This is a genomic window from Bacteroidales bacterium (assembly GCA_035353855.1).
Classification (GTDB): Bacteria; Bacteroidota; Bacteroidia; order Bacteroidales; family CG2-30-32-10; genus DAOQAK01.
In genome coordinates, this window is the sequence record DAOQAK010000026.1 from 15,625 (window position 1) to 33,016 (window position 17,392).

Annotated in this window: 19 protein-coding genes; 3 read left to right on the forward strand and 16 right to left on the reverse strand. The window is 32.1% G+C overall.

Features of this window, described 5'->3' with window-relative positions; genetic code table 11:
• Positions 1 to 308: 308 nt before the first annotated feature.
• Together PKK00_08010 and PKK00_08015 are read right to left on the reverse strand one after the other, a co-directional pair.
• Positions 309 to 662 (reverse strand): four helix bundle protein, encoded by a 354-nt coding sequence (locus tag PKK00_08010; protein ID HNW98337.1) that lies wholly within the window; start codon positions 660 to 662, stop codon positions 309 to 311.
• Between the two features lie 92 nt (positions 663 to 754).
• Complete coding sequence (locus PKK00_08015) at positions 755 to 1,213, reverse strand: gliding motility lipoprotein GldH (GenBank protein ID HNW98338.1); 459 nt, start codon at positions 1,211 to 1,213, stop codon at positions 755 to 757.
• A 381-nt stretch (positions 1,214 to 1,594) separates the two neighbouring features.
• Here PKK00_08015 and PKK00_08020 point away from each other — a divergent pair, with 381 nt between their 5' ends.
• The 3 genes from PKK00_08020 (at position 1,595) to PKK00_08030 (ending at position 7,684) form a co-directional block, all read left to right on the forward strand.
• The gene (locus PKK00_08020) at positions 1,595 to 2,785 is read left to right on the forward strand and encodes a PDDEXK nuclease domain-containing protein (protein HNW98339.1); all 1,191 of its coding nucleotides are present in this window, start codon (positions 1,595 to 1,597) and stop codon (positions 2,783 to 2,785) included.
• 268 nt (positions 2,786 to 3,053) lie between these two features.
• On the forward strand, positions 3,054 to 5,120 hold the full coding sequence (locus PKK00_08025; GenBank protein ID HNW98340.1) for a site-specific DNA-methyltransferase: 2,067 nt from the start codon (positions 3,054 to 3,056) through the stop codon (positions 5,118 to 5,120).
• Positions 5,121 to 5,131: 11 nt separating this feature from the next.
• A complete protein-coding gene (locus tag PKK00_08030) occupies positions 5,132 to 7,684 on the forward strand; it encodes a DEAD/DEAH box helicase family protein (protein HNW98341.1) in 2,553 nt (850 codons plus the stop codon).
• A 44-nt stretch (positions 7,685 to 7,728) separates the two neighbouring features.
• On the opposite strand, the gene PKK00_08035 is transcribed toward PKK00_08030, so the two are convergent.
• The 14 genes from PKK00_08035 to PKK00_08100 form a co-directional block, all read right to left on the reverse strand.
• The gene (locus PKK00_08035; GenBank protein ID HNW98342.1) at positions 7,729 to 9,135 is read right to left on the reverse strand and encodes a hypothetical protein; all 1,407 of its coding nucleotides are present in this window, start codon (positions 9,133 to 9,135) and stop codon (positions 7,729 to 7,731) included.
• A gap of 62 nt (positions 9,136 to 9,197) precedes the next feature.
• Entirely contained in the window at positions 9,198 to 9,623 is a 426-nt protein-coding gene (locus PKK00_08040; protein ID HNW98343.1) for an arsenate reductase ArsC, read from the reverse strand.
• A 144-nt stretch (positions 9,624 to 9,767) separates the two neighbouring features.
• Positions 9,768 to 10,067 (reverse strand): mercury methylation ferredoxin HgcB, encoded by a 300-nt coding sequence (gene hgcB, locus PKK00_08045; protein HNW98344.1) that lies wholly within the window; start codon positions 10,065 to 10,067, stop codon positions 9,768 to 9,770.
• A gap of 1 nt (position 10,068) precedes the next feature.
• A complete protein-coding gene (gene hgcA / locus PKK00_08050) occupies positions 10,069 to 11,100 on the reverse strand; it encodes a mercury methylation corrinoid protein HgcA (protein HNW98345.1) in 1,032 nt (343 codons plus the stop codon).
• 4 nt (positions 11,101 to 11,104) lie between these two features.
• A complete protein-coding gene (locus tag PKK00_08055; protein HNW98346.1) occupies positions 11,105 to 11,806 on the reverse strand; it encodes a cytochrome c biogenesis protein CcdA in 702 nt (233 codons plus the stop codon).
• A gap of 2 nt (positions 11,807 to 11,808) precedes the next feature.
• Positions 11,809 to 12,162, reverse strand: coding sequence for a hypothetical protein (locus PKK00_08060; protein HNW98347.1), 354 nt, complete (start codon positions 12,160 to 12,162; stop codon positions 11,809 to 11,811).
• Positions 12,163 to 12,170: 8 nt separating this feature from the next.
• The gene (locus tag PKK00_08065) at positions 12,171 to 12,596 is read right to left on the reverse strand and encodes a rhodanese-like domain-containing protein (GenBank protein HNW98348.1); all 426 of its coding nucleotides are present in this window, start codon (positions 12,594 to 12,596) and stop codon (positions 12,171 to 12,173) included.
• Positions 12,597 to 12,662: 66 nt separating this feature from the next.
• A complete protein-coding gene (locus tag PKK00_08070; protein ID HNW98349.1) occupies positions 12,663 to 12,893 on the reverse strand; it encodes a hypothetical protein in 231 nt (76 codons plus the stop codon).
• 5 nt (positions 12,894 to 12,898) lie between these two features.
• Complete coding sequence (gene arsB / locus PKK00_08075; GenBank protein ID HNW98350.1) at positions 12,899 to 13,963, reverse strand: ACR3 family arsenite efflux transporter; 1,065 nt, start codon at positions 13,961 to 13,963, stop codon at positions 12,899 to 12,901.
• A gap of 29 nt (positions 13,964 to 13,992) precedes the next feature.
• Positions 13,993 to 14,943: a transporter gene (locus PKK00_08080; protein ID HNW98351.1), complete on the reverse strand. Its 951-nt coding sequence runs from the start codon at positions 14,941 to 14,943 to the stop codon at positions 13,993 to 13,995.
• A gap of 2 nt (positions 14,944 to 14,945) precedes the next feature.
• Positions 14,946 to 15,350: a hypothetical protein gene (locus PKK00_08085; GenBank protein ID HNW98352.1), complete on the reverse strand. Its 405-nt coding sequence runs from the start codon at positions 15,348 to 15,350 to the stop codon at positions 14,946 to 14,948.
• 1 nt (position 15,351) lies between these two features.
• Positions 15,352 to 15,855, reverse strand: coding sequence for a TlpA disulfide reductase family protein (locus PKK00_08090; GenBank protein ID HNW98353.1), 504 nt, complete (start codon positions 15,853 to 15,855; stop codon positions 15,352 to 15,354).
• A 3-nt stretch (positions 15,856 to 15,858) separates the two neighbouring features.
• Positions 15,859 to 16,344, reverse strand: coding sequence for a thioredoxin family protein (locus tag PKK00_08095; GenBank protein HNW98354.1), 486 nt, complete (start codon positions 16,342 to 16,344; stop codon positions 15,859 to 15,861).
• A gap of 15 nt (positions 16,345 to 16,359) precedes the next feature.
• A complete protein-coding gene (locus PKK00_08100; GenBank protein HNW98355.1) occupies positions 16,360 to 17,391 on the reverse strand; it encodes a permease in 1,032 nt (343 codons plus the stop codon).
• Between the last annotated feature and the right edge of the window lies 1 nt (position 17,392).

A 17,392-nucleotide genomic window follows, 5' to 3' on the forward strand; every position in this document is an offset into this window, starting at 1 on the left:
CAACGTACAGTTTATTTAATTACATTTTTTAATTCAGCATTCAGAAGTGAGAAGTTAGAATTTTAATTTTATTCTTCAAATTCAGCATTCTGCATTCTGCACTCTGCACTCTTAATTTTGTTTTCTAAATTCTATAAAGTTTTACAACGTACAGTTTATTTAATTACATTTTTTAATTCAGCATTCAGAAGTGAGAAGTCAGAATTTTAATTTTATTCTTCAAATTCAGCATTCAGTATTCTGAACTCTGCATTCTGCATTCTTAATTCTGCATTCTTAATTCTGCATTCTTAATTCTGCATTCTTAATTACTTTTTAGATTTTGAAGTAATAATTGATGATGTAAAAATAGAAGTTAATTCATTTGCTTCTTTTATTAAAAGATCGAGTTCGGGATTATCGGTTATATTTAAATCCTTAATGAATTCAAGCCAAAATAATGATTCGTCACTTTCTTCCTGAACAACATTTAATTTATTTATAAAATCTGCTTTTGATTTTGCTCTTTTAGTTGCCCTGTGATTTGCTGCAACTGAGCTAGCAGCTTTTAAAAGTTGATACGAAATAACATCTGTTCCTTTTGATTTAGGAAGTGTTTCAATAAATTTAAAAACCCGAATTGCAAAATTTTTACTTCTTTTATAAAGGTCATCTATTGACATAGTATTATGTTTTAATTCAGAATTCAGAAGTGAGAAGTTAGAATTTTAATTCGGTACTTCAAATTCTGCATTCTTAATTCTGACTTCTGCATTCACTTTACTTTTTCCACTTTCAATCCAACTTCCATCAAACATACAGTTGGAGTTTTAGGCATATTATTTTCAATAGTGAATTTAAATGTTCCCAAAGAATTGAATTTTATTTTTTCCATAATAGGAACATCTATATCCCAAATATCACCACCGGCATCACCTTTGAAATTTCCATTATCATCGCGTAATTGAAGTTTGTAATTTTTTGTACGTTCTTCACCTGAAGGAGTGTCCATGGTAACATTAACCAGTAATCCATCATAAGGATAATTATCAATATGCCTGACGGGAATATATACATTGTAAAATGATGACGTATCATCAATAGGAACATCGAATGTAAGTTTTTTATCCATAGTCCATTCGTAGTTATCCATCTCAATGTTTTTTTCAAAGACTTTTTTCTTCCCGCATGAGCAAAGAAGAATAATACAAAAGATGATTATAATATTTTTCATGTGAAATTGATTTTATTCAAAAATAAAGAAAATAATTATATTTGAATTGTTATTTATCTCGATTTTAAAATGAATTAAGAAATTATCCAAAATAAAATTTATGAAATAAGGATTACAATTTCGAAGAATAAAGGGCTAAAGCCCTGCCAGTTGAGTGTTACTCGGTTATTTACCACGCCCTTAAGGGCGTGGTAAATAGAATTCTCGGAATCATATAGGGCTTCAGCCCTTTTAAATCGTATTATTATTCAATTATAAAAATTATATTTGTAATCATAATATTAACCAAAAACAAAAAATATAGAATAGAAAAATATAAATATATCTAAAACATAACGTTGCTATTGAATTTTAATATCCACTTGATTTATCCTTTCAGATTTGAAAAAAAAAATACATAAAAATATCCCTGTAAAGAAAGATATTAACAGTATTGAAAACCTTGTTTCTAACATATTGGTTACAAATTATTTTTTCTTTCAGCAGGCTCAGAAACAGGTAAACACGGCGCTGACGATGCGCAATTTTATTATCGGGTATATTCTGACAGAGTTCGAATTGAACGGTGCAGAAAGAGCAAAGTATGGCAAGGGGTTATTTAAGGAAATCGCTCAGCGCTTGGAAAAACAAGGCTTAAAATACTTACGTGAACGACATTTATATTTATGCAAAGATTTCTATTTAGCATATCCCGATATTTTGCGGACAGCGTCCGCAAAATATTATTTAAAGGATACGCAGAAGGTTGACATTTTGCGGACAGTGTCCGCAAAATCGAAAACCATTGAAAAATCATTGGTTTCAAAAAAACATACGATAACCTCAATAATTGATTTGGATAAACTGATCAACCGGCTTAGCTTTTCGCATATAATTGAATTGCTGAAAGCCGATAAAGGATTAAAAAGGAATTTTTATGAAACAGAGACTATAAAAAACAACTGGTCGGTAAGAGAGCTGCAGCGGGCAATGAACAGTATGCTATATGAACGTACAGGCTTGAGTAAAAATAAAAATTCAGTTATTCAAAAAAACATAAAAAATATTTCAACCGTTCCGGAAAATGTATTTAGGAATCCTTACATTTTGGAATTTTTAAACATAGAAGAAAGGGTTGAATTTTCCGAATCGGATTTAGAACAAGCTATTTTAAACCATATTCAGAATTTTTTAATAGAACTGGGCAAAGGTTTTTGTTTTGAGTCGCGGCAAAAACGCATTACTTTCGACAATAAACATTATCGTATTGATTTAGTTTTTTACAACAGGATATTAAAATGTAATGTTCTATTCGATTTAAAAATAGGAGAATTTGAGCATGCCGATGCAGGACAAATGAATGTTTACCTGAATTACTTCAGGGAAAATGAGATGTGTGAAGGCGATAACCCGCCAATAGGTATAATCCTGTGCGCTCATAATAATGCTAATTTAGTTAAGTATGCAACGGCAGGTTTATCGCACAAAATATTTGTAAATAAATATCTCGTAAATTTGCCAAACGAAGATGATTTAAAAAATATTATTGAAGAAGAACAAAATAAAATTATTAACCTAAAACAAAAAATATAGAATAGAAAAATTGTAATATAAAGTTATTTAAAACATAGCGTTGCTATTGTTTCTCATTAGATAAAACCGCGAATTTTATTAGAAACGGAGAAACAGTAAAGCAGACGCGCCTGAATGGGCGTTGTCTTCTTGCTGTTTTCAGTCGTTTCGAGGCCCTCGCGGTGCCCTTCTGATGCTGGAACACATGCGGAGGTTCAACGCCCTGTTTATTTCTACACACATTATGTCATTTGAACCTCGTGGCAAATATATTTTAAACGAGGAAAGCATGATAGTAAATAAATTAAAAACAGATTTAACAGAAGTTTTAAATAGAGCACTTAAACGCGAACCCAACTTTGTTACTGATGATGGAGAACTTAAGAAATGGGTGGTAATAAATAAAGCACAGAATTACGATGCCGAAGTTATTGAATTGCTTTTAGAAGAAAAAGAACTAAAAGAAAAATTCTTTATTAATGTTAAAGGAATTTTGGTTTTTAACCAAAATTTATTTGTTCAGTTTCTGGAGCAAAAAAAATATCTAAACGACAGTTATACCAAATACAAAAATAAAGTAGGCGTAACAATAAACGGAAAATATTTAAAACAATATAACGAAGTTTCGTTAGTATGGCCTTTTAAAGATTGTGTGTTGGAAGGCGGACAAAGCCGTGAGGAAGACAAACGGGAAGAAATATTTTTTAATGAAATACTTGCACAAGATGAGATTACTCAACTATTAGAACCAAAGGTTTTAACCAACGCCAAACGCTACACAGTTAAAGGCGAAAAATCTCTTGACAAATTTAACCGAAACGAAAAGGGCATTATTACGGACAACCTAATAATAAAGGGCAATAACCTTCTTTGTTTACATTCAATAAAAAATCAATTTGCTGGTAAAATTAAATTCATTTACATAGACCCTCCATACAACACAGGCGGTGCAGCAAACACATTTAAATATAATAACACATTTAACCATTCAACTTGGTTGACTTTTATGCAGAACCGTATTTCGGTAGCAAGACAATTATTAGATGATAATGGTGCGATTTGTATTGCAATTGATGATGAAGAATATGCACACTTAAAAGTTTTATGCGATGATGTTTTAGGAAGAGAGAATTACATTGGAACAATAATAGTTCAAAGTAATCCACGAGGTAGAACAATTAACTCTCATTTTGCGACTTGTCACGAATATGCTTTGTTCTATGCAAAAAAAATTAGCGATGTTGTCGTCAATAATCAAACATTGACAGATGAGCAAGAAGGAGATTTTGATAAATCAGACGATGATGGGAAATTTAGATTTTTACCATTCAGAAGAAGTGGTGGAACTTCTACTCCTGCAGAACGCCCAAATTCTGAATTTACATTATATTACTCTAAGAAAGCAAAGAACATAATTGCTGTGGGTGGCGAGATATTAGATGATAGTTCAAGCGAATACCAACCAAAGGAAATATTGCAACTTGACAAAGATGGAGAATTAATAGGCATAGAGCCATATGATTTTCTTAAGAAAAATATATCTGATATTATAGAAGTACTTCCAGTTGACGTTTTGGGCAAAAGAAGAGTTTGGCGGTGGTCAGACAGAAAAGCCATTTTAAATGCTGCAAAAAATGGTGATTTTAATGTTGTGATAAGTGGAGATAAATATACCGTCCAACTTAAAGACAGAATTAAGGAAGGAAGAAAACCAAAGACTATTTGGAGTGATTCTAAGTATGATGCTTCCGCCAACGGAACAATGCTCTTGAAAAAACTATTTAATGGAGATAAGCTTTTCAGTTATCCCAAATCAATTTACACTGTAAAAGATGCCGTTGAGATTTTTACAAATTCACAAGCAAATGATATTATCCTTGATTTTTTTGGCGGTAGTGGAACAACTGCACACGCTGTTTTAGAATTAAACAAAGAAGATGATGGAAATCGTCAATTCATTATTACCGAACAGTTAGATTACATTGAGACTGTAACTTCAAAACGTATTCAAAGGATTATTGAGCAAAATAGTAATGGAGATTTTGTTTATTTAGAACTTAAAAAATATAATCAATCATTTATTGAGCAAATAGAAACAGCAAAAGATACAAAGGCATTATTAAAAATTTGGGAAGAAATGAAAGCAAAGTCATTTCTTAATTACAACGTAGATATTAAAAAACAAGAAGAACATATCGAAGAGTTTAAAGCATTATCTGTGTCTGAGCAAAAGCAACACTTAATCGAAATATTAGATAAAAACCAATTGTATGTAAACCTGTCTTCATTGAATGATAAGGATTTTGCAATGAGCAAAGAAGAAATGAAAGTAACTAGAGATTTTTACCAACTATAAATAAATACACTATGAGTTTTTTGCATGATACATTTGATAACCCATTTGGTAAAAAAGAAATTTCTAGAGTTTTCTTACCTAATTATATTTCTGATAATCTTAGATCGGGCTATGGACAAAGACTTTATCAAATAGAAGCGTTCAAACGATTTATTTATTTGAATAATGAAGATTTTGAAGGGAAACCCCCAAAGCCGTTTCATTTATTATTCAATATGGCAACAGGAAGTGGAAAAACACTTATAATGGCGGGTTTGATATTGTATTTGTATGAAAAAGGTTATCGTAATTTTTTGTTTTTTGTAAATTCAAACAACATAATAAAAAAAACAAAAGATAATTTTTTAAATCCAACTGCTACTAAATATTTGTTCAATGAAAAAATAGTAATCGACGGGCAAGAAGTATATATAAAGGAAACCGACACTTTTGAAAGTGCTGATGATAAAAATATCAATATAATTTTTACCACAATTCAGCAGTTACATATTGACCTGAACAACACTAAGGAAAATAGTGTTACCTATGAAGATTTTAAGGATAAGAAAATAGTGCTTATTGCCGATGAAGCTCATCATTTAAATTCAGCAACAAAAAGTAATGGAGATTTATTTGGTAGTTGGGAAGGAACAGTTTTAGAAATACTGAGTCAGGATTTTGATAATTTACTTTTAGAGTTTACGGCTACATTAGATTATGATAGTCGCGAGATTGTCAATAAATATCAAGACAAGGTAATATTTAAATACGATCTTGCACAGTTCAGGATTGATAAGTATTCAAAAGAAATAAACCTTATCAGGTCGCTGTATAATGAGAAAGAAAGAATCATACAAGCTTTAATATTGAATTTATATCGTCAGGAATTAGCAACAGCAAACAATATTAACTTAAAGCCGGTAATATTATTTAAGGCTAAGAAAACAATAAAAGAATCGGAACAAAACAAAGCAAACTTTCATAAACTAATTGATGAATTTTCATCAGATATGGTTGATCAAATAAGAGTTACATCAACCGTTGATATTGTTCAAAAGGCTTATGCGTTTTTTGATTCGAAAAACATTACATCATCAGAAATTGCAAAAAGAATAAAATTTGATTTCAAAGTAGAAAATTGTATTAGTGCAAATAACGATGAAGAAGCAGAATTAAATCAAATCAGATTAAATACATTAGAAGATGAGAATAATCCAATCAGAGCCGTTTTTGCAGTTCAAAAACTTAATGAAGGTTGGGATGTTTTAAACCTTTTTGATATTGTGCGTTTATATGATACCAGAGATGGAAAAGATGGAAAGATAGGAACTACAACACTTTCAGAAGCACAATTAATTGGTAGAGGTGCAAGATATTTTCCTTTTGCATTAGAAAAAGGGCAGGACAAATTCACTCGTAAATATGATGATGAACCGGCTAATGATTTAAAAATATTGGAAGAACTATATTATCATACTAAAGAAGATAGCCGATATATTTCTGAACTAAAGAAAGCCCTTATTGAATCAGGTATTTATGAGGATGATGATAAGCTGGTAACAAAACAACTTATTTTAAAATTAGATTTTAAACAAACTGACTTTTACAAAACTGGACAAGTCGTTTTTAATAAGCGAAAAGAAAAAAGCTATGATAATGTAAAATCATTCGCCGATTTAGGTGTTTCAAAAAGAAACATTACTTATACATTATCTTCAGGAATAGGGAAAATGACAAGAGTATTCAAATCAGAAGAAGAAACAGCAAAAGAACTAATTGAAAATATAGATATTAAACTTTCTGAAATACCAACTCACATTATTAGATATGCCCTTACTCAAAATCCATTTTTCTATTTTGGTAATTTAGAAAAGTATTTCCCTAATGTTGGTTCTCTTTCGAATTTCATTGTAAATAATGACTATTTGGGTAATTTGGAAATTACATTTAGTGGTACAAAAACGAGACTGAAAGAAATTACAAATTCAGATTTTTTAATTGCTACTCAAAGTTTATTACAAATCATTGAAATGGAAATTAAATCAAATCTGACAGTTTACGAAGGTTCAGACTACATTAAGGATTACATCCATAATGTTTTTATTGACAAACCAATTAAAGTTTATAAAGACAGCGAAAGATCTGATGGACAGGAAGCGCTTGTAGCAAAAGAACCATGGTATGTTTATAATGCTAATTATGGTACTAGCGAAGAAAAAGCATTTGTTTCAATGTTTGCAAAACGGTTTAAAAGCTTAAATGAAAAATTCAAAAATATTTATTTGATTCGTAATGAAAGAGAGATTAAAATTTTTGACAACAATGGTAGAGCTTTTGAACCAGACTTTATTTTATTCTGCAAACAAAAAGAAGGAGATGAGCTGACTTATCAGGTTTTTATTGAACCTAAAGGAAATCACTTAATAGGTTTTGATAAATGGAAAGAAGATTTTTTAAAAGAAATCAGGAAAGAATCAAAAACAATAAAAATACATACTGATAAATATATTATTACAGGTGTCCCATTTTATAATAATGATAATGAAAATGAGTTTAAGAAAACATTAGAAGAAACTCTTTTATAAATTGTCTGAGCATAGCAGTCGCTGCCATTTAGACTTTCCAAGTTTCAAAAACTTGGAAAGTCTGTAAATTTAAAATCTTCTGGATTAAGGTTGAGCGTCTGTTGCAAATGATACATCAGTTTTGTTGTTACGTTCATAAAAATATTATCTGCAATTTCTTTTTCCTCCTCGTAAAAATCAAATTCATATAATGGCAAAGTACAGGCAACAGCATTATGAATATCATTTTGCTCGATATAGCAATCTGCCAGATGCTTCATAAATGATACAAATTCATAAATAGTGAAATTCTTCCTTGAAGGAAACAGAGTGGGCAAGCCTCCTTTTGCACTAATAAGCTTGTCTGCTTCTTCTTTCCTGTCGGTGTTCTTGAGCATATTCAAATAATTGCAAAATGCAATTACTTCATTAGGAAATTTGAAGTACATTTCTTTTGATAATTCATACAATTCAGCATGTGCTCCAATTTTAAAGAGATAGTCGCCTTTAAGATTCCAGAAATTATAAGATTGCGGATATTTTTTTATAGCTGATTCAATTTCGGGAAGAGCATTGTAATAGGGCATATCACATTTATTATAAAGAAATTCGTACTCTTCTTTTTCTTCCTTATTTGTAAATGGCTTGTTTTCGGCTTCATCATCATCAACAATTTTCCATTTTAAATATTCTGCTGATTTATTTTCTATGATTTTTATCTCTTTCTTTTTTAGAGATGACATATACATTGCAACAGTCATTTGAAGCGTTTGTGTAATGTCGGTATTCTTTTTCCCATTTAGTATATCATCGAGGTCATGTTCTGTCCATTCTGAAATGGGTTTGTTAATATAATTTTCATCATCATTATCGAATTCCTTTTTATCTGAATCTGAATAAAAATCTTCAAATTCCTCTTCCTGTATTATTGAAAAATTATCTTTTCCTGCTGTTTTTTCTAATTGTGAAATAATGTTTGAAGGATGTTTCTCTTTGCCCACAAAAACTGCAGGTTTGCCTTTAAGCCCGAATTCGATGTCAATAAATTCAATATGGTCATCATCTTCTTCAAGAATAAATTTTGTTAATTTGAAATCCTTATGTGGCTTGAAACCATACTCTTTAGCATACTCAATTCCGCCAAAAATAATATTATGTACCAATTCATATTTTTCCTTAATAATTTCAAGTTGTTCCGAAGTTTGTTCTTTTATTTCTTCAAATTCACTATTGGAAATATTGAAAAAATAATGTGTGTCTTTTACTCCGAGGCAGTATGTATCTACAAGATAAAGACCGATGGTTTTATTTCCATTAGAATGTTCGCGTGTAACAAAAATGTTAGCCATTCCCATTTCGTCCCATTCTTTATTAATATAACAATCACCTATTGGAAGATTACGAACCCTTGTTTTTATATAATTTTCAGGTGAAAGTGGTAATTGAATGATTTTATTATTTTTCTTTGCCATATAAAAAATTTGAAATAATTATTTTCAAAAATATATGAAAAGATTAAAATAAAATATAGATGTTAATATTTATTGATATTTTCATAAAATATCGAAAACTCCTTTTCAATCTCATCTCTTACTTTCCGATACACAAATAATTTTTCTTCATCGCTGCCTGTTGCATTGGCAGGGTCTTCAAAACCTATGTGCAGCCTGTGTTTTACATTGCTGGTAAAAACCGGACAAATTTCTTTTGCGCCATTACAAACTGTGATAACATAATCAAACGAATCTTTTAAAAATATATTTACGCTTTTGGGAATTTGCTTTGAAATATCAATTCCTTTTTCCTTCATAACTTTTACAGCATAAGGATTAACAAGGGTTTCAGCTTTTGTGCCGGCAGAATATACTTCAAGATCTTTATCGAATGATTTTAGAAATCCTTCAGCCATCTGGCTCCGGCAGGTGTTTCCGGTGCAAATTATTAGAATCCTTTTTTTCATATGATTTAATAGAATTTTCAGAAAATTAAAAAAACTTTATTTATAAAGGTATAAGGAAATATGGTATATGGTATATGGGAATATATTTTTATGATACAAAAATATCTTATACCCTATACCTTTATCCCTCTATTCCTTTTTTACTTAACAACAATTACTTTTTGAAGAAGAACAATCACAACTCGGTTCAGTCCCTCTTAGTAAACCATTGATAATTCCGGCTGCACAGCCAACACCGGAGCGTACATGAATTGCACCTTCAGGACAATTTTTTTCACAGGCTCCGCATTCCATACAATAATCTTTATTTTGTATTATTGCTTTACTGTCTTTTACAACAAACACCTCATGCGGACAAACTATTGTACACATCTTGCAGCCATTGCATTTCTGCTGGTCGAGCTCAAGTGTAACCACATTTTTTAAATAAGTAAATCCGTTCATATTATAAAAATCTTGTAATAATCCAACCAATTAATCCAATACTTGCTGCAATAATCTGAATGGGTAATGATAATTTCATTTCTTTCTGAACACCGCTCAGCGAGGTAAACGTAGAAGAACCCGTAAAATTCATCGCAAGAAATGATGAAATACTTCCGATGATTAAAAACCATGAAATGATTTCGAGAATATTATTCCCTAAAAATTGAAAATACATTAAAATATAACCAATAAGCCATCCAATAATAAGTCCTTTTAATGAAAATCTTTTGAATGGTATCCATGGCAGTAATATTGGTGTTAAGGCACATCCGGCAAAATAGGCAGAGAATAAATTTATAAATGCTTTACCTCCGTTTTGCCATGCAAGGTCGACAGAGTACCCGTGAACGTTTAATCCTGAAAGAATAAAAAATAATGCTGGAATAAAAATCAAATAATATTTTCCGTAGGTGATTTCAACAGGGATTAATTTTAATCTTTCAACAAGAGGGAATTCAACTTTTCGCATTTCAGCAGTTGCTTTAAACCCGGCATCAACAAATGCTTTGATATCTTCAGCGCGAACGGGTCCGTAGATAACATTGAATCCGGTTTTGCTTTTTACTTCATGAGCCGAAACGCCTGTTGCTCCTAATTGCGGGACAATAATTTTCCGGTGTGTTACAATTTTTTCAAGTTCATGTGCTTTGATCCGGTATACTAATTCTTTTGTTCCGAAAGTTCCTTTTCCCGCTGCACACCAAACATTCACGCCTTTTGTATCAAGTACAAGTATCCATGCATTCATGTTTTGTAATGCGCGACGCAAGTGGTCGAAACTTAATTTAAAATTTGCTGTAACAAAAATATTTGAATTTTCATCAGGATTGCCAACAGCGTACAAACCTTGTTTTACCTTGTAGTCCATGCGCCCTATTGACCAGCGTACTTTTATCGTACTCAATATATCATTGGTTGACCACACTGTGGAAACCTGTGCTACCGAGCCTGCTGAAGTATTTAGTTTGCCAATGATAAAATCTTTTAACATAGGATTAAATTGTAAGTAAAAAATAAAATCCAATTACCAGAAGTGAAATTCCTCCTGCATACTTAATCACTTTTCCAAACATTGATGCTTTCTTTGAAATCTTTCCAAACCCTAAACCTATACCAACCATTGATGCAGCCAAAGGCAAGCCATAACCTAAAGCGAAGGCAAGCAATAATAATATTCCCCACAACATATTTCCTTTTACAAATGTTGCTGCAAGAACTATCGGGAAAACCGGATTACAGCAGGTATTGAAAGCTGTTGCAAGTCCGCCTACCGTTAATCCAAATATCATTGAAGAAAAAATACTTCCGGTTTTATTTTCTTTATTAAGTGAGATGCTGGGAATTTTAAAAGGTAACAGTTCAAGTGTGAAAAGTCCGAAAAATATCATGATCAATCCTGCAATTATCTGCCAGTATTTTCCAAACGAATCGCTTATCAGGTTACTTGCATATCCAATGATTCCACCAATAATAGCCATTGCAATCATATTTCCCAAAAGGAAAAAAATGCCACTCCAAATTATGGCTTTTGTTTTTCCTGTTGAACTTATCGTTCCGGTATAACCAGCTACTATTCCAATGATAGCGTAATTACAACCGCAGGATACAACACCAATTGCACCCAAAAGAAAAACTGCTATCAATGCCGCAATTCCTGCCTGCCCGCTGTTCAATGCATGACTGATAAACTCTTCCATAATTATTTATTTTTTGGACAGCATGAATGTGTTTTTTCGGAAACACAAGATTTTGTGGTATCGCTAATAGATGTTTCTTCTTTAGTTACTGTTGCGCCTTTTGATTTCGGACAACAAGATGGATTTTTTTCGCTATCGCATACTTTTGCTGAATCACCACACAACGAATTTTCGGTTGAATTTGAAGTGTTGTTAGATGCATTGTTATTATTGGCCAGTTTGATGGCAACAATGATAATGGCTGCAACAACAATAACAATGAATATTATTTTCATCCATAAACTATTTTTCTTTGGAGTGCAACAATCCGTTCCACCACATCCGCAATCCGATTTTGATTTGTTTTCGTTTTCCATTTTTAATTTTATTTATCATGTTTAAATTTCTTTTTTGGTCTGAGTTGACAAAGGCATGAACCAGTAAGCATTTCATCTTTATCAATATTCATAGGGAGCTTATCTTTTTCCCAATCAACAATACCGCCATTAAGGTTTGCAACTTTAGTAAAACCCTTATCCATTAAGAACGAAACAGCGTCTTTACTGCGTATCCCAACAGCATCAACAACTATATAGCTTTTATCTTTTGATAACTTTTGATATTTTTCAGATAAAAAATTATAAGGAATATATATTACTTCTGTACCTGTAATTTTTTTTCCTGCTATTTCAAAATCCCTGCGAATATCAATAATACAGGCATTTTTGCTAATTACCTCAAATGCTTCTTTTGGTGAAAGGTGAAGCATGCCGTTTATTTCAATACCGAGATTCGAAAAATGTTCTTTCATAATTTTATTTTTTCTATAATCTAATGACCATTGCCCTGACTAGTTGCCTAGCCAATCAACCTACAACTAATGATTATATTCACAACTGTTGCAGCATCCGCCGCAACCCATACTTTGTGATGTACTTTGTTTTTTCTGTGCATTTGGGTCACGGTATTCATCGCATTCTGTTTTGCATTTAGGGCATGATGCAACAAATTTCATACAAGGACCGTAAATAGGGTCGTTCCACTCTTTTTTATCTCCTTTTGCTTCAAAAATATTTTTACACGAAGCACACCAGAATTTTTCTTTCATAAATTTTATTTTTCAAATTGGAAATATTTTTTCTTAAACCAAAATGCTACATTCACTAAACTTATTAAAACAGGTACTTCAACCAAAGGGCCTATCACACCTACAAAAGCTTCACCTGATTTGATTCCGAAAATCGCAATAGCAACGGCTATTGCCAGTTCAAAATTATTGCTTGCAGCGGTAAACGATAGCGCGGTTGATTGCCCATATGTTGCTTTTGCTTTTCTGCTTAACATAAATGATACAAAGAACATGATAATAAAATAAATCGTAAGTGGAATTGCAATGCGGATAACATCAAACGGAAGCTGCACAATATATTCTCCTTTTAATGAGAACATAACGATGATTGTGAAAAGCAGCGCTATCAGGGTAATAGGACTTATCTTAGGAATAAATTTCGTGTGATACCATTCTTTATTTTTTACACGAATTAGAATTGTACGTGTTAAAAACCCTGCAATAAAAGGAATTCCCAAATAGATGAAAACACTTTTTGCAATTTGAGCTATAGTGATTTTTTCAACAACTGAATTTGTTGGAAGCCCAAACCATCCGGGAAGTACAGCAATAAAAATATAAGCATATACCGAAAAGAAAAGTACCTGGAAAATAGAATTGAAAGCAACCAACCCGGCACAATATTCTGTATCACCTTTGGCAAGCTCGTTCCATACTATGACCATTGCGATGCATCTTGCAAGTCCTATCAATATTAGTCCGTACATGTAATCAATATTGAATTGAAGAAAAATTATTGCAAGCAGAAACATTAAAATGGGTCCGATGATCCAGTTCTGAACCAGTGAAAGCGAAAGCACTTTATAGTTTTTGAAAACCAATCCTAATTCTTCATATTTAACTTTTGCGAGGGGCGGGTACATCATCAGGATAAGCCCGATTGCAATGGGAATATTTGTTGTGCTGTCGGGTGATGATTTCATCGAATCCCAGAAATCGGCAATGGCAGGGAACAAATAACCTGAAAATACGCCAATGAACATGGCAAGAAAAATCCACAGGGTTAAATACCTGTCGAGAAATTTTAAACGTTTTTTCTTTCCTTCCATATTATTAAAATGAAGTTATCAAAAAATTATTATTCAACTTTTTTACAAAAACTAAAAATCTTTCTTATTCCAAATTGAAATGAAAATTTATTTGTGAGCTGATACCCGTTCATATATTTGTATACGGGAATATCTGACATAGCTATTAATGACCATTTTGTTTTGAATGTGTAAATCAACTGGGGATTGAAAAAAACAACCCGGCTGCCTGATGATTCAATTTTTATATCTTCTTCTCTTTTGTCTTTACCTCTCCATTCAAGTTTTGCATTTCCAATAAAATTAAAATTCTTTAAAAACGAATAGGAGCCTGCTAATGAGAATTGAAAATAATTTCCATAACGATAAACTAAAAATCCTTTGTTGATGGTTTGACTGAACTCAAAAAGAGCAAAACTGTTCCACCCGAATTTACGTTCACTACGTTTTCTGTTATAAAAAACACTTGCATTATATTTAAATGCACCCGATGAAGGTTGCAGCGAAATGGGAATAGTAACACCGTCAATTTCTTCTTTGAATGCACCAACCGGAGCTTTTGTGCCTGCTGAAATAACAAGTTGCGAAATTGGTTTAACTGTTTTAATAGCAATGTAGCGTATATTGAATGCCAAATCGCCTAGTCCGCCTGCTCTGATGATTTCATTTTTATTATTGATATTTACTTCCTGTGTTTTGTCAATAAAATAGCCTATTTCGGTATGTAATGAAAAACGAGAAGAAAGACCATAGGTTAAGGAAAGGTTACTGTAATCGAAATAACTTTTCTGAATGAGAGGTTGTTCATATTTTTCATCAAAATGAAAATAATCTTTTGATAAACTATTTTTAAATGAGGTGTAAATTCGTAAAGTATTTTTATTCAATCCGTCGTTTGAACCATCGCCGCCAATAGGGCTTCCGGCCGAACAACACTGTGCCGAAACATGCGTTGATGCCATGAAAAATAATAAGAATAAGATTGGGATATGATATTTCATAACTATGGATTTACGCGTATCATTATGGTATCCGAAACAGTGCCATATTCATTGGAAACCTTACATTCAATGGTGTTATGCCCCACACAGGTGCCACATGCCCAATAAAGTACCGTAACGGAATCGGTTGCTAACATACTGCCATGATTTGCACTCCAGCTATATTTTAAATTCTTACCCCTTGCATATGCTGTAATATAAATTTCTTCAAATGAAACAATAACTTTTTTTGTTGCTACCAAACTGTCTAAAGCCAGGTTATCTGAAGGATTGGGCTGTGTTGTGTCTTTCTCTTTTTTACATGATACAAATATTAAGGTCAGAAAAGCGATAAGAAGAATTGAAACAGTACCAGCTATTTCTTTTTTCATTGGGTTGGAATATGATTTGCAAAATATATTTTTCATATTATAATGTTTTCAGAATTTTATAAATCTCATCTTCATCTCCCGGCGAATATGTGGTTTTTTGCCAGGTAATATTTTTGTTTTTATTTAGTATAAAAATATGAGGCGTAGCTACAACATTCATTGCTCGCTTGAAATCGGAATTTACATCAAGCCACACATTAAACTCCCAACCTTTTCCATTCACTAATGTGACAATTTTTGAAGATGTACGCGAATCATCAATAGAAACGGAATAAAGCACAACACCTGTTTCTTCCTGCCAGTCAGCATATACTTCATGAATTGCATCCAGCAATTTTATATTTGGCGGGCAACACGATTTCCAGAAAATTATTATTATTGGTTTTCCTTCATTTGTTATTTGAGAAGTGTTGATGTTTGTACCATCCAGTTTTTTCAGTGCAATAGAAGGAAGCGAGAAAATGGAAGAATCAGCATTCTGTGACAATCCATGAACGCAGAGTGAAAACAAAACAAAGATGAAGAAGATATTTTTTTTCATACTTTAATTTATTGCATTGTGTTTTTTGAGTTCAATCGCTATACTGTCGTATGGATAATAACCAACATGCCTGAAAAATTCATTGCCTTTATTGTCGAGTAATACCTGAACCGGAATATAATCAATGCCATAATATTTAACCAGAACTTTATTTTTTTTGTCACGAACATTGTAAAATACAACATTGACAGAAGAACTGCATTCTGCTTTCACTGAATCTAAAACACTTTCCATCATTTTGCAAGGGATACAATTTTTTGAACCAAATTCAAGAAAGGTAAGCCTGTATGTTTTATGATTGGAAGAATAATCATACAACGATTTAAGGCTATCTGTGAGCTGTGATAGAGAGTCATTATTGTTTTTCTTTTCAGAATTATTTGAACATGATGAAAATTGAAAAGATGCAATACTTAATAAGATGGTTATAAAGAAAAGCGAAATAATTCCTTTGGCAATGTATCTGCGATTATTATTTAATTGTGACATATCTGACATATTTTTTTAAAATATTAAGTTAAAAAGAAAACCAACAATCATAATTCCTATTCCAACAACACCAATGAATGTGAATATCAAAGGAAGTTTTAAGACTTTTCTGAGAATGATCATTTCCGGTAAAGACAGGCCAATGACAGACATCATGAAAGCTAATGCTGTACCCAGCGACGCTCCTTTTTCAATCAATACTGAAACAATTGGAATAATTCCGGCAGCATTGGAGTATAACGGAATACCAATTAAAACAGAGAGAGGAACAGCATACCATACGTCCTTACCCATAAATGAAGCCATGAATTCAGCAGGAACATAACCATGAGCACCTGCGCCAACAGCTATACCTAATGCAACGTAAAGCCAAACTTTCCCGACAATATCTTTTACCGCATCATATCCGAATTTGATCCTGTTACTGAATTTTATTTTTTCTTCATCCAGAGAATTTTTTCCAACTTTAGTTTCGTATACCCAGGGTTCAATCCATTTCTCAAGCTTCAGTTTTCCGATAACCCAACCAGCAAGTATTGCTATAAATAAACCAGTCCCGACATATATTAAAGCAGTTTGCCATCCAAACATTCCATACAAAAGCACAACCGCAACTTCATTTATCATAGGTGCTGCAATCAAAAATGAAAACGTAACTCCCAGTGGAATACCGGCTTCTACAAAGCCCAGAAACAAAGGTATTGCAGAGCATGAACAAAATGGAGTAACAATACCAAGCATGGAAGCCATCACATTTCCTGTAAATGTTTTTTTACCTTCTAATGCTTTGCGTGTGCGTTCGGGGGTAAAGTAAGTTCTTACAATTCCTACAAAGAAAATAATCAGTGTTAGTAATAATATTACTTTGGGAAACTCAAAAATGAAAAACCAGATCGCTTCTGCAAGACTATTGCCTTTAGTCATTCCAAGTGCTGAGAAAACCAGCCAGTCAGTAGAGGGTTGTAAATAATGATAAATCAAATACCAAACCGGCAATAATAATATTGCAATCTGAAAATTACGTGATTTAATAATTTGAAATTTCATT

What these genes read in the sequence shown, in the direction of transcription:
- PKK00_08010 (HNW98337.1), bottom strand. Translation starts at nt 662, where the DNA reads ATGTCAATAGATGACCTTTATAAAAGAAGTAAAAATTTTGCAATTCGG.
- PKK00_08015 (HNW98338.1), bottom strand. Translation starts at nt 1,213, where the DNA reads ATGAAAAATATTATAATCATCTTTTGTATTATTCTTCTTTGCTCATGC.
- PKK00_08025 (HNW98340.1), top strand. Translation starts at nt 3,054, where the DNA reads ATGATAGTAAATAAATTAAAAACAGATTTAACAGAAGTTTTAAATAGA.
- PKK00_08030 (HNW98341.1), top strand. Translation starts at nt 5,132, where the DNA reads ATGAGTTTTTTGCATGATACATTTGATAACCCATTTGGTAAAAAAGAA.
- PKK00_08035 (HNW98342.1), bottom strand. Translation starts at nt 9,135, where the DNA reads ATGGCAAAGAAAAATAATAAAATCATTCAATTACCACTTTCACCTGAA.
- PKK00_08040 (HNW98343.1), bottom strand. Translation starts at nt 9,623, where the DNA reads ATGAAAAAAAGGATTCTAATAATTTGCACCGGAAACACCTGCCGGAGC.
- hgcB (HNW98344.1), bottom strand. Translation starts at nt 10,067, where the DNA reads ATGAACGGATTTACTTATTTAAAAAATGTGGTTACACTTGAGCTCGAC.
- hgcA (HNW98345.1), bottom strand. Translation starts at nt 11,100, where the DNA reads ATGTTAAAAGATTTTATCATTGGCAAACTAAATACTTCAGCAGGCTCG.
- PKK00_08055 (HNW98346.1), bottom strand. Translation starts at nt 11,806, where the DNA reads ATGGAAGAGTTTATCAGTCATGCATTGAACAGCGGGCAGGCAGGAATT.
- PKK00_08060 (HNW98347.1), bottom strand. Translation starts at nt 12,162, where the DNA reads ATGGAAAACGAAAACAAATCAAAATCGGATTGCGGATGTGGTGGAACG.
- PKK00_08065 (HNW98348.1), bottom strand. Translation starts at nt 12,596, where the DNA reads ATGAAAGAACATTTTTCGAATCTCGGTATTGAAATAAACGGCATGCTT.
- PKK00_08070 (HNW98349.1), bottom strand. Translation starts at nt 12,893, where the DNA reads ATGAAAGAAAAATTCTGGTGTGCTTCGTGTAAAAATATTTTTGAAGCA.
- arsB (HNW98350.1), bottom strand. Translation starts at nt 13,963, where the DNA reads ATGGAAGGAAAGAAAAAACGTTTAAAATTTCTCGACAGGTATTTAACC.
- PKK00_08080 (HNW98351.1), bottom strand. Translation starts at nt 14,943, where the DNA reads ATGAAATATCATATCCCAATCTTATTCTTATTATTTTTCATGGCATCA.
- PKK00_08085 (HNW98352.1), bottom strand. Translation starts at nt 15,350, where the DNA reads ATGAAAAATATATTTTGCAAATCATATTCCAACCCAATGAAAAAAGAA.
- PKK00_08090 (HNW98353.1), bottom strand. Translation starts at nt 15,855, where the DNA reads ATGAAAAAAAATATCTTCTTCATCTTTGTTTTGTTTTCACTCTGCGTT.
- PKK00_08095 (HNW98354.1), bottom strand. Translation starts at nt 16,344, where the DNA reads ATGTCACAATTAAATAATAATCGCAGATACATTGCCAAAGGAATTATT.
- PKK00_08100 (HNW98355.1), bottom strand. Translation starts at nt 17,391, where the DNA reads ATGAAATTTCAAATTATTAAATCACGTAATTTTCAGATTGCAATATTA.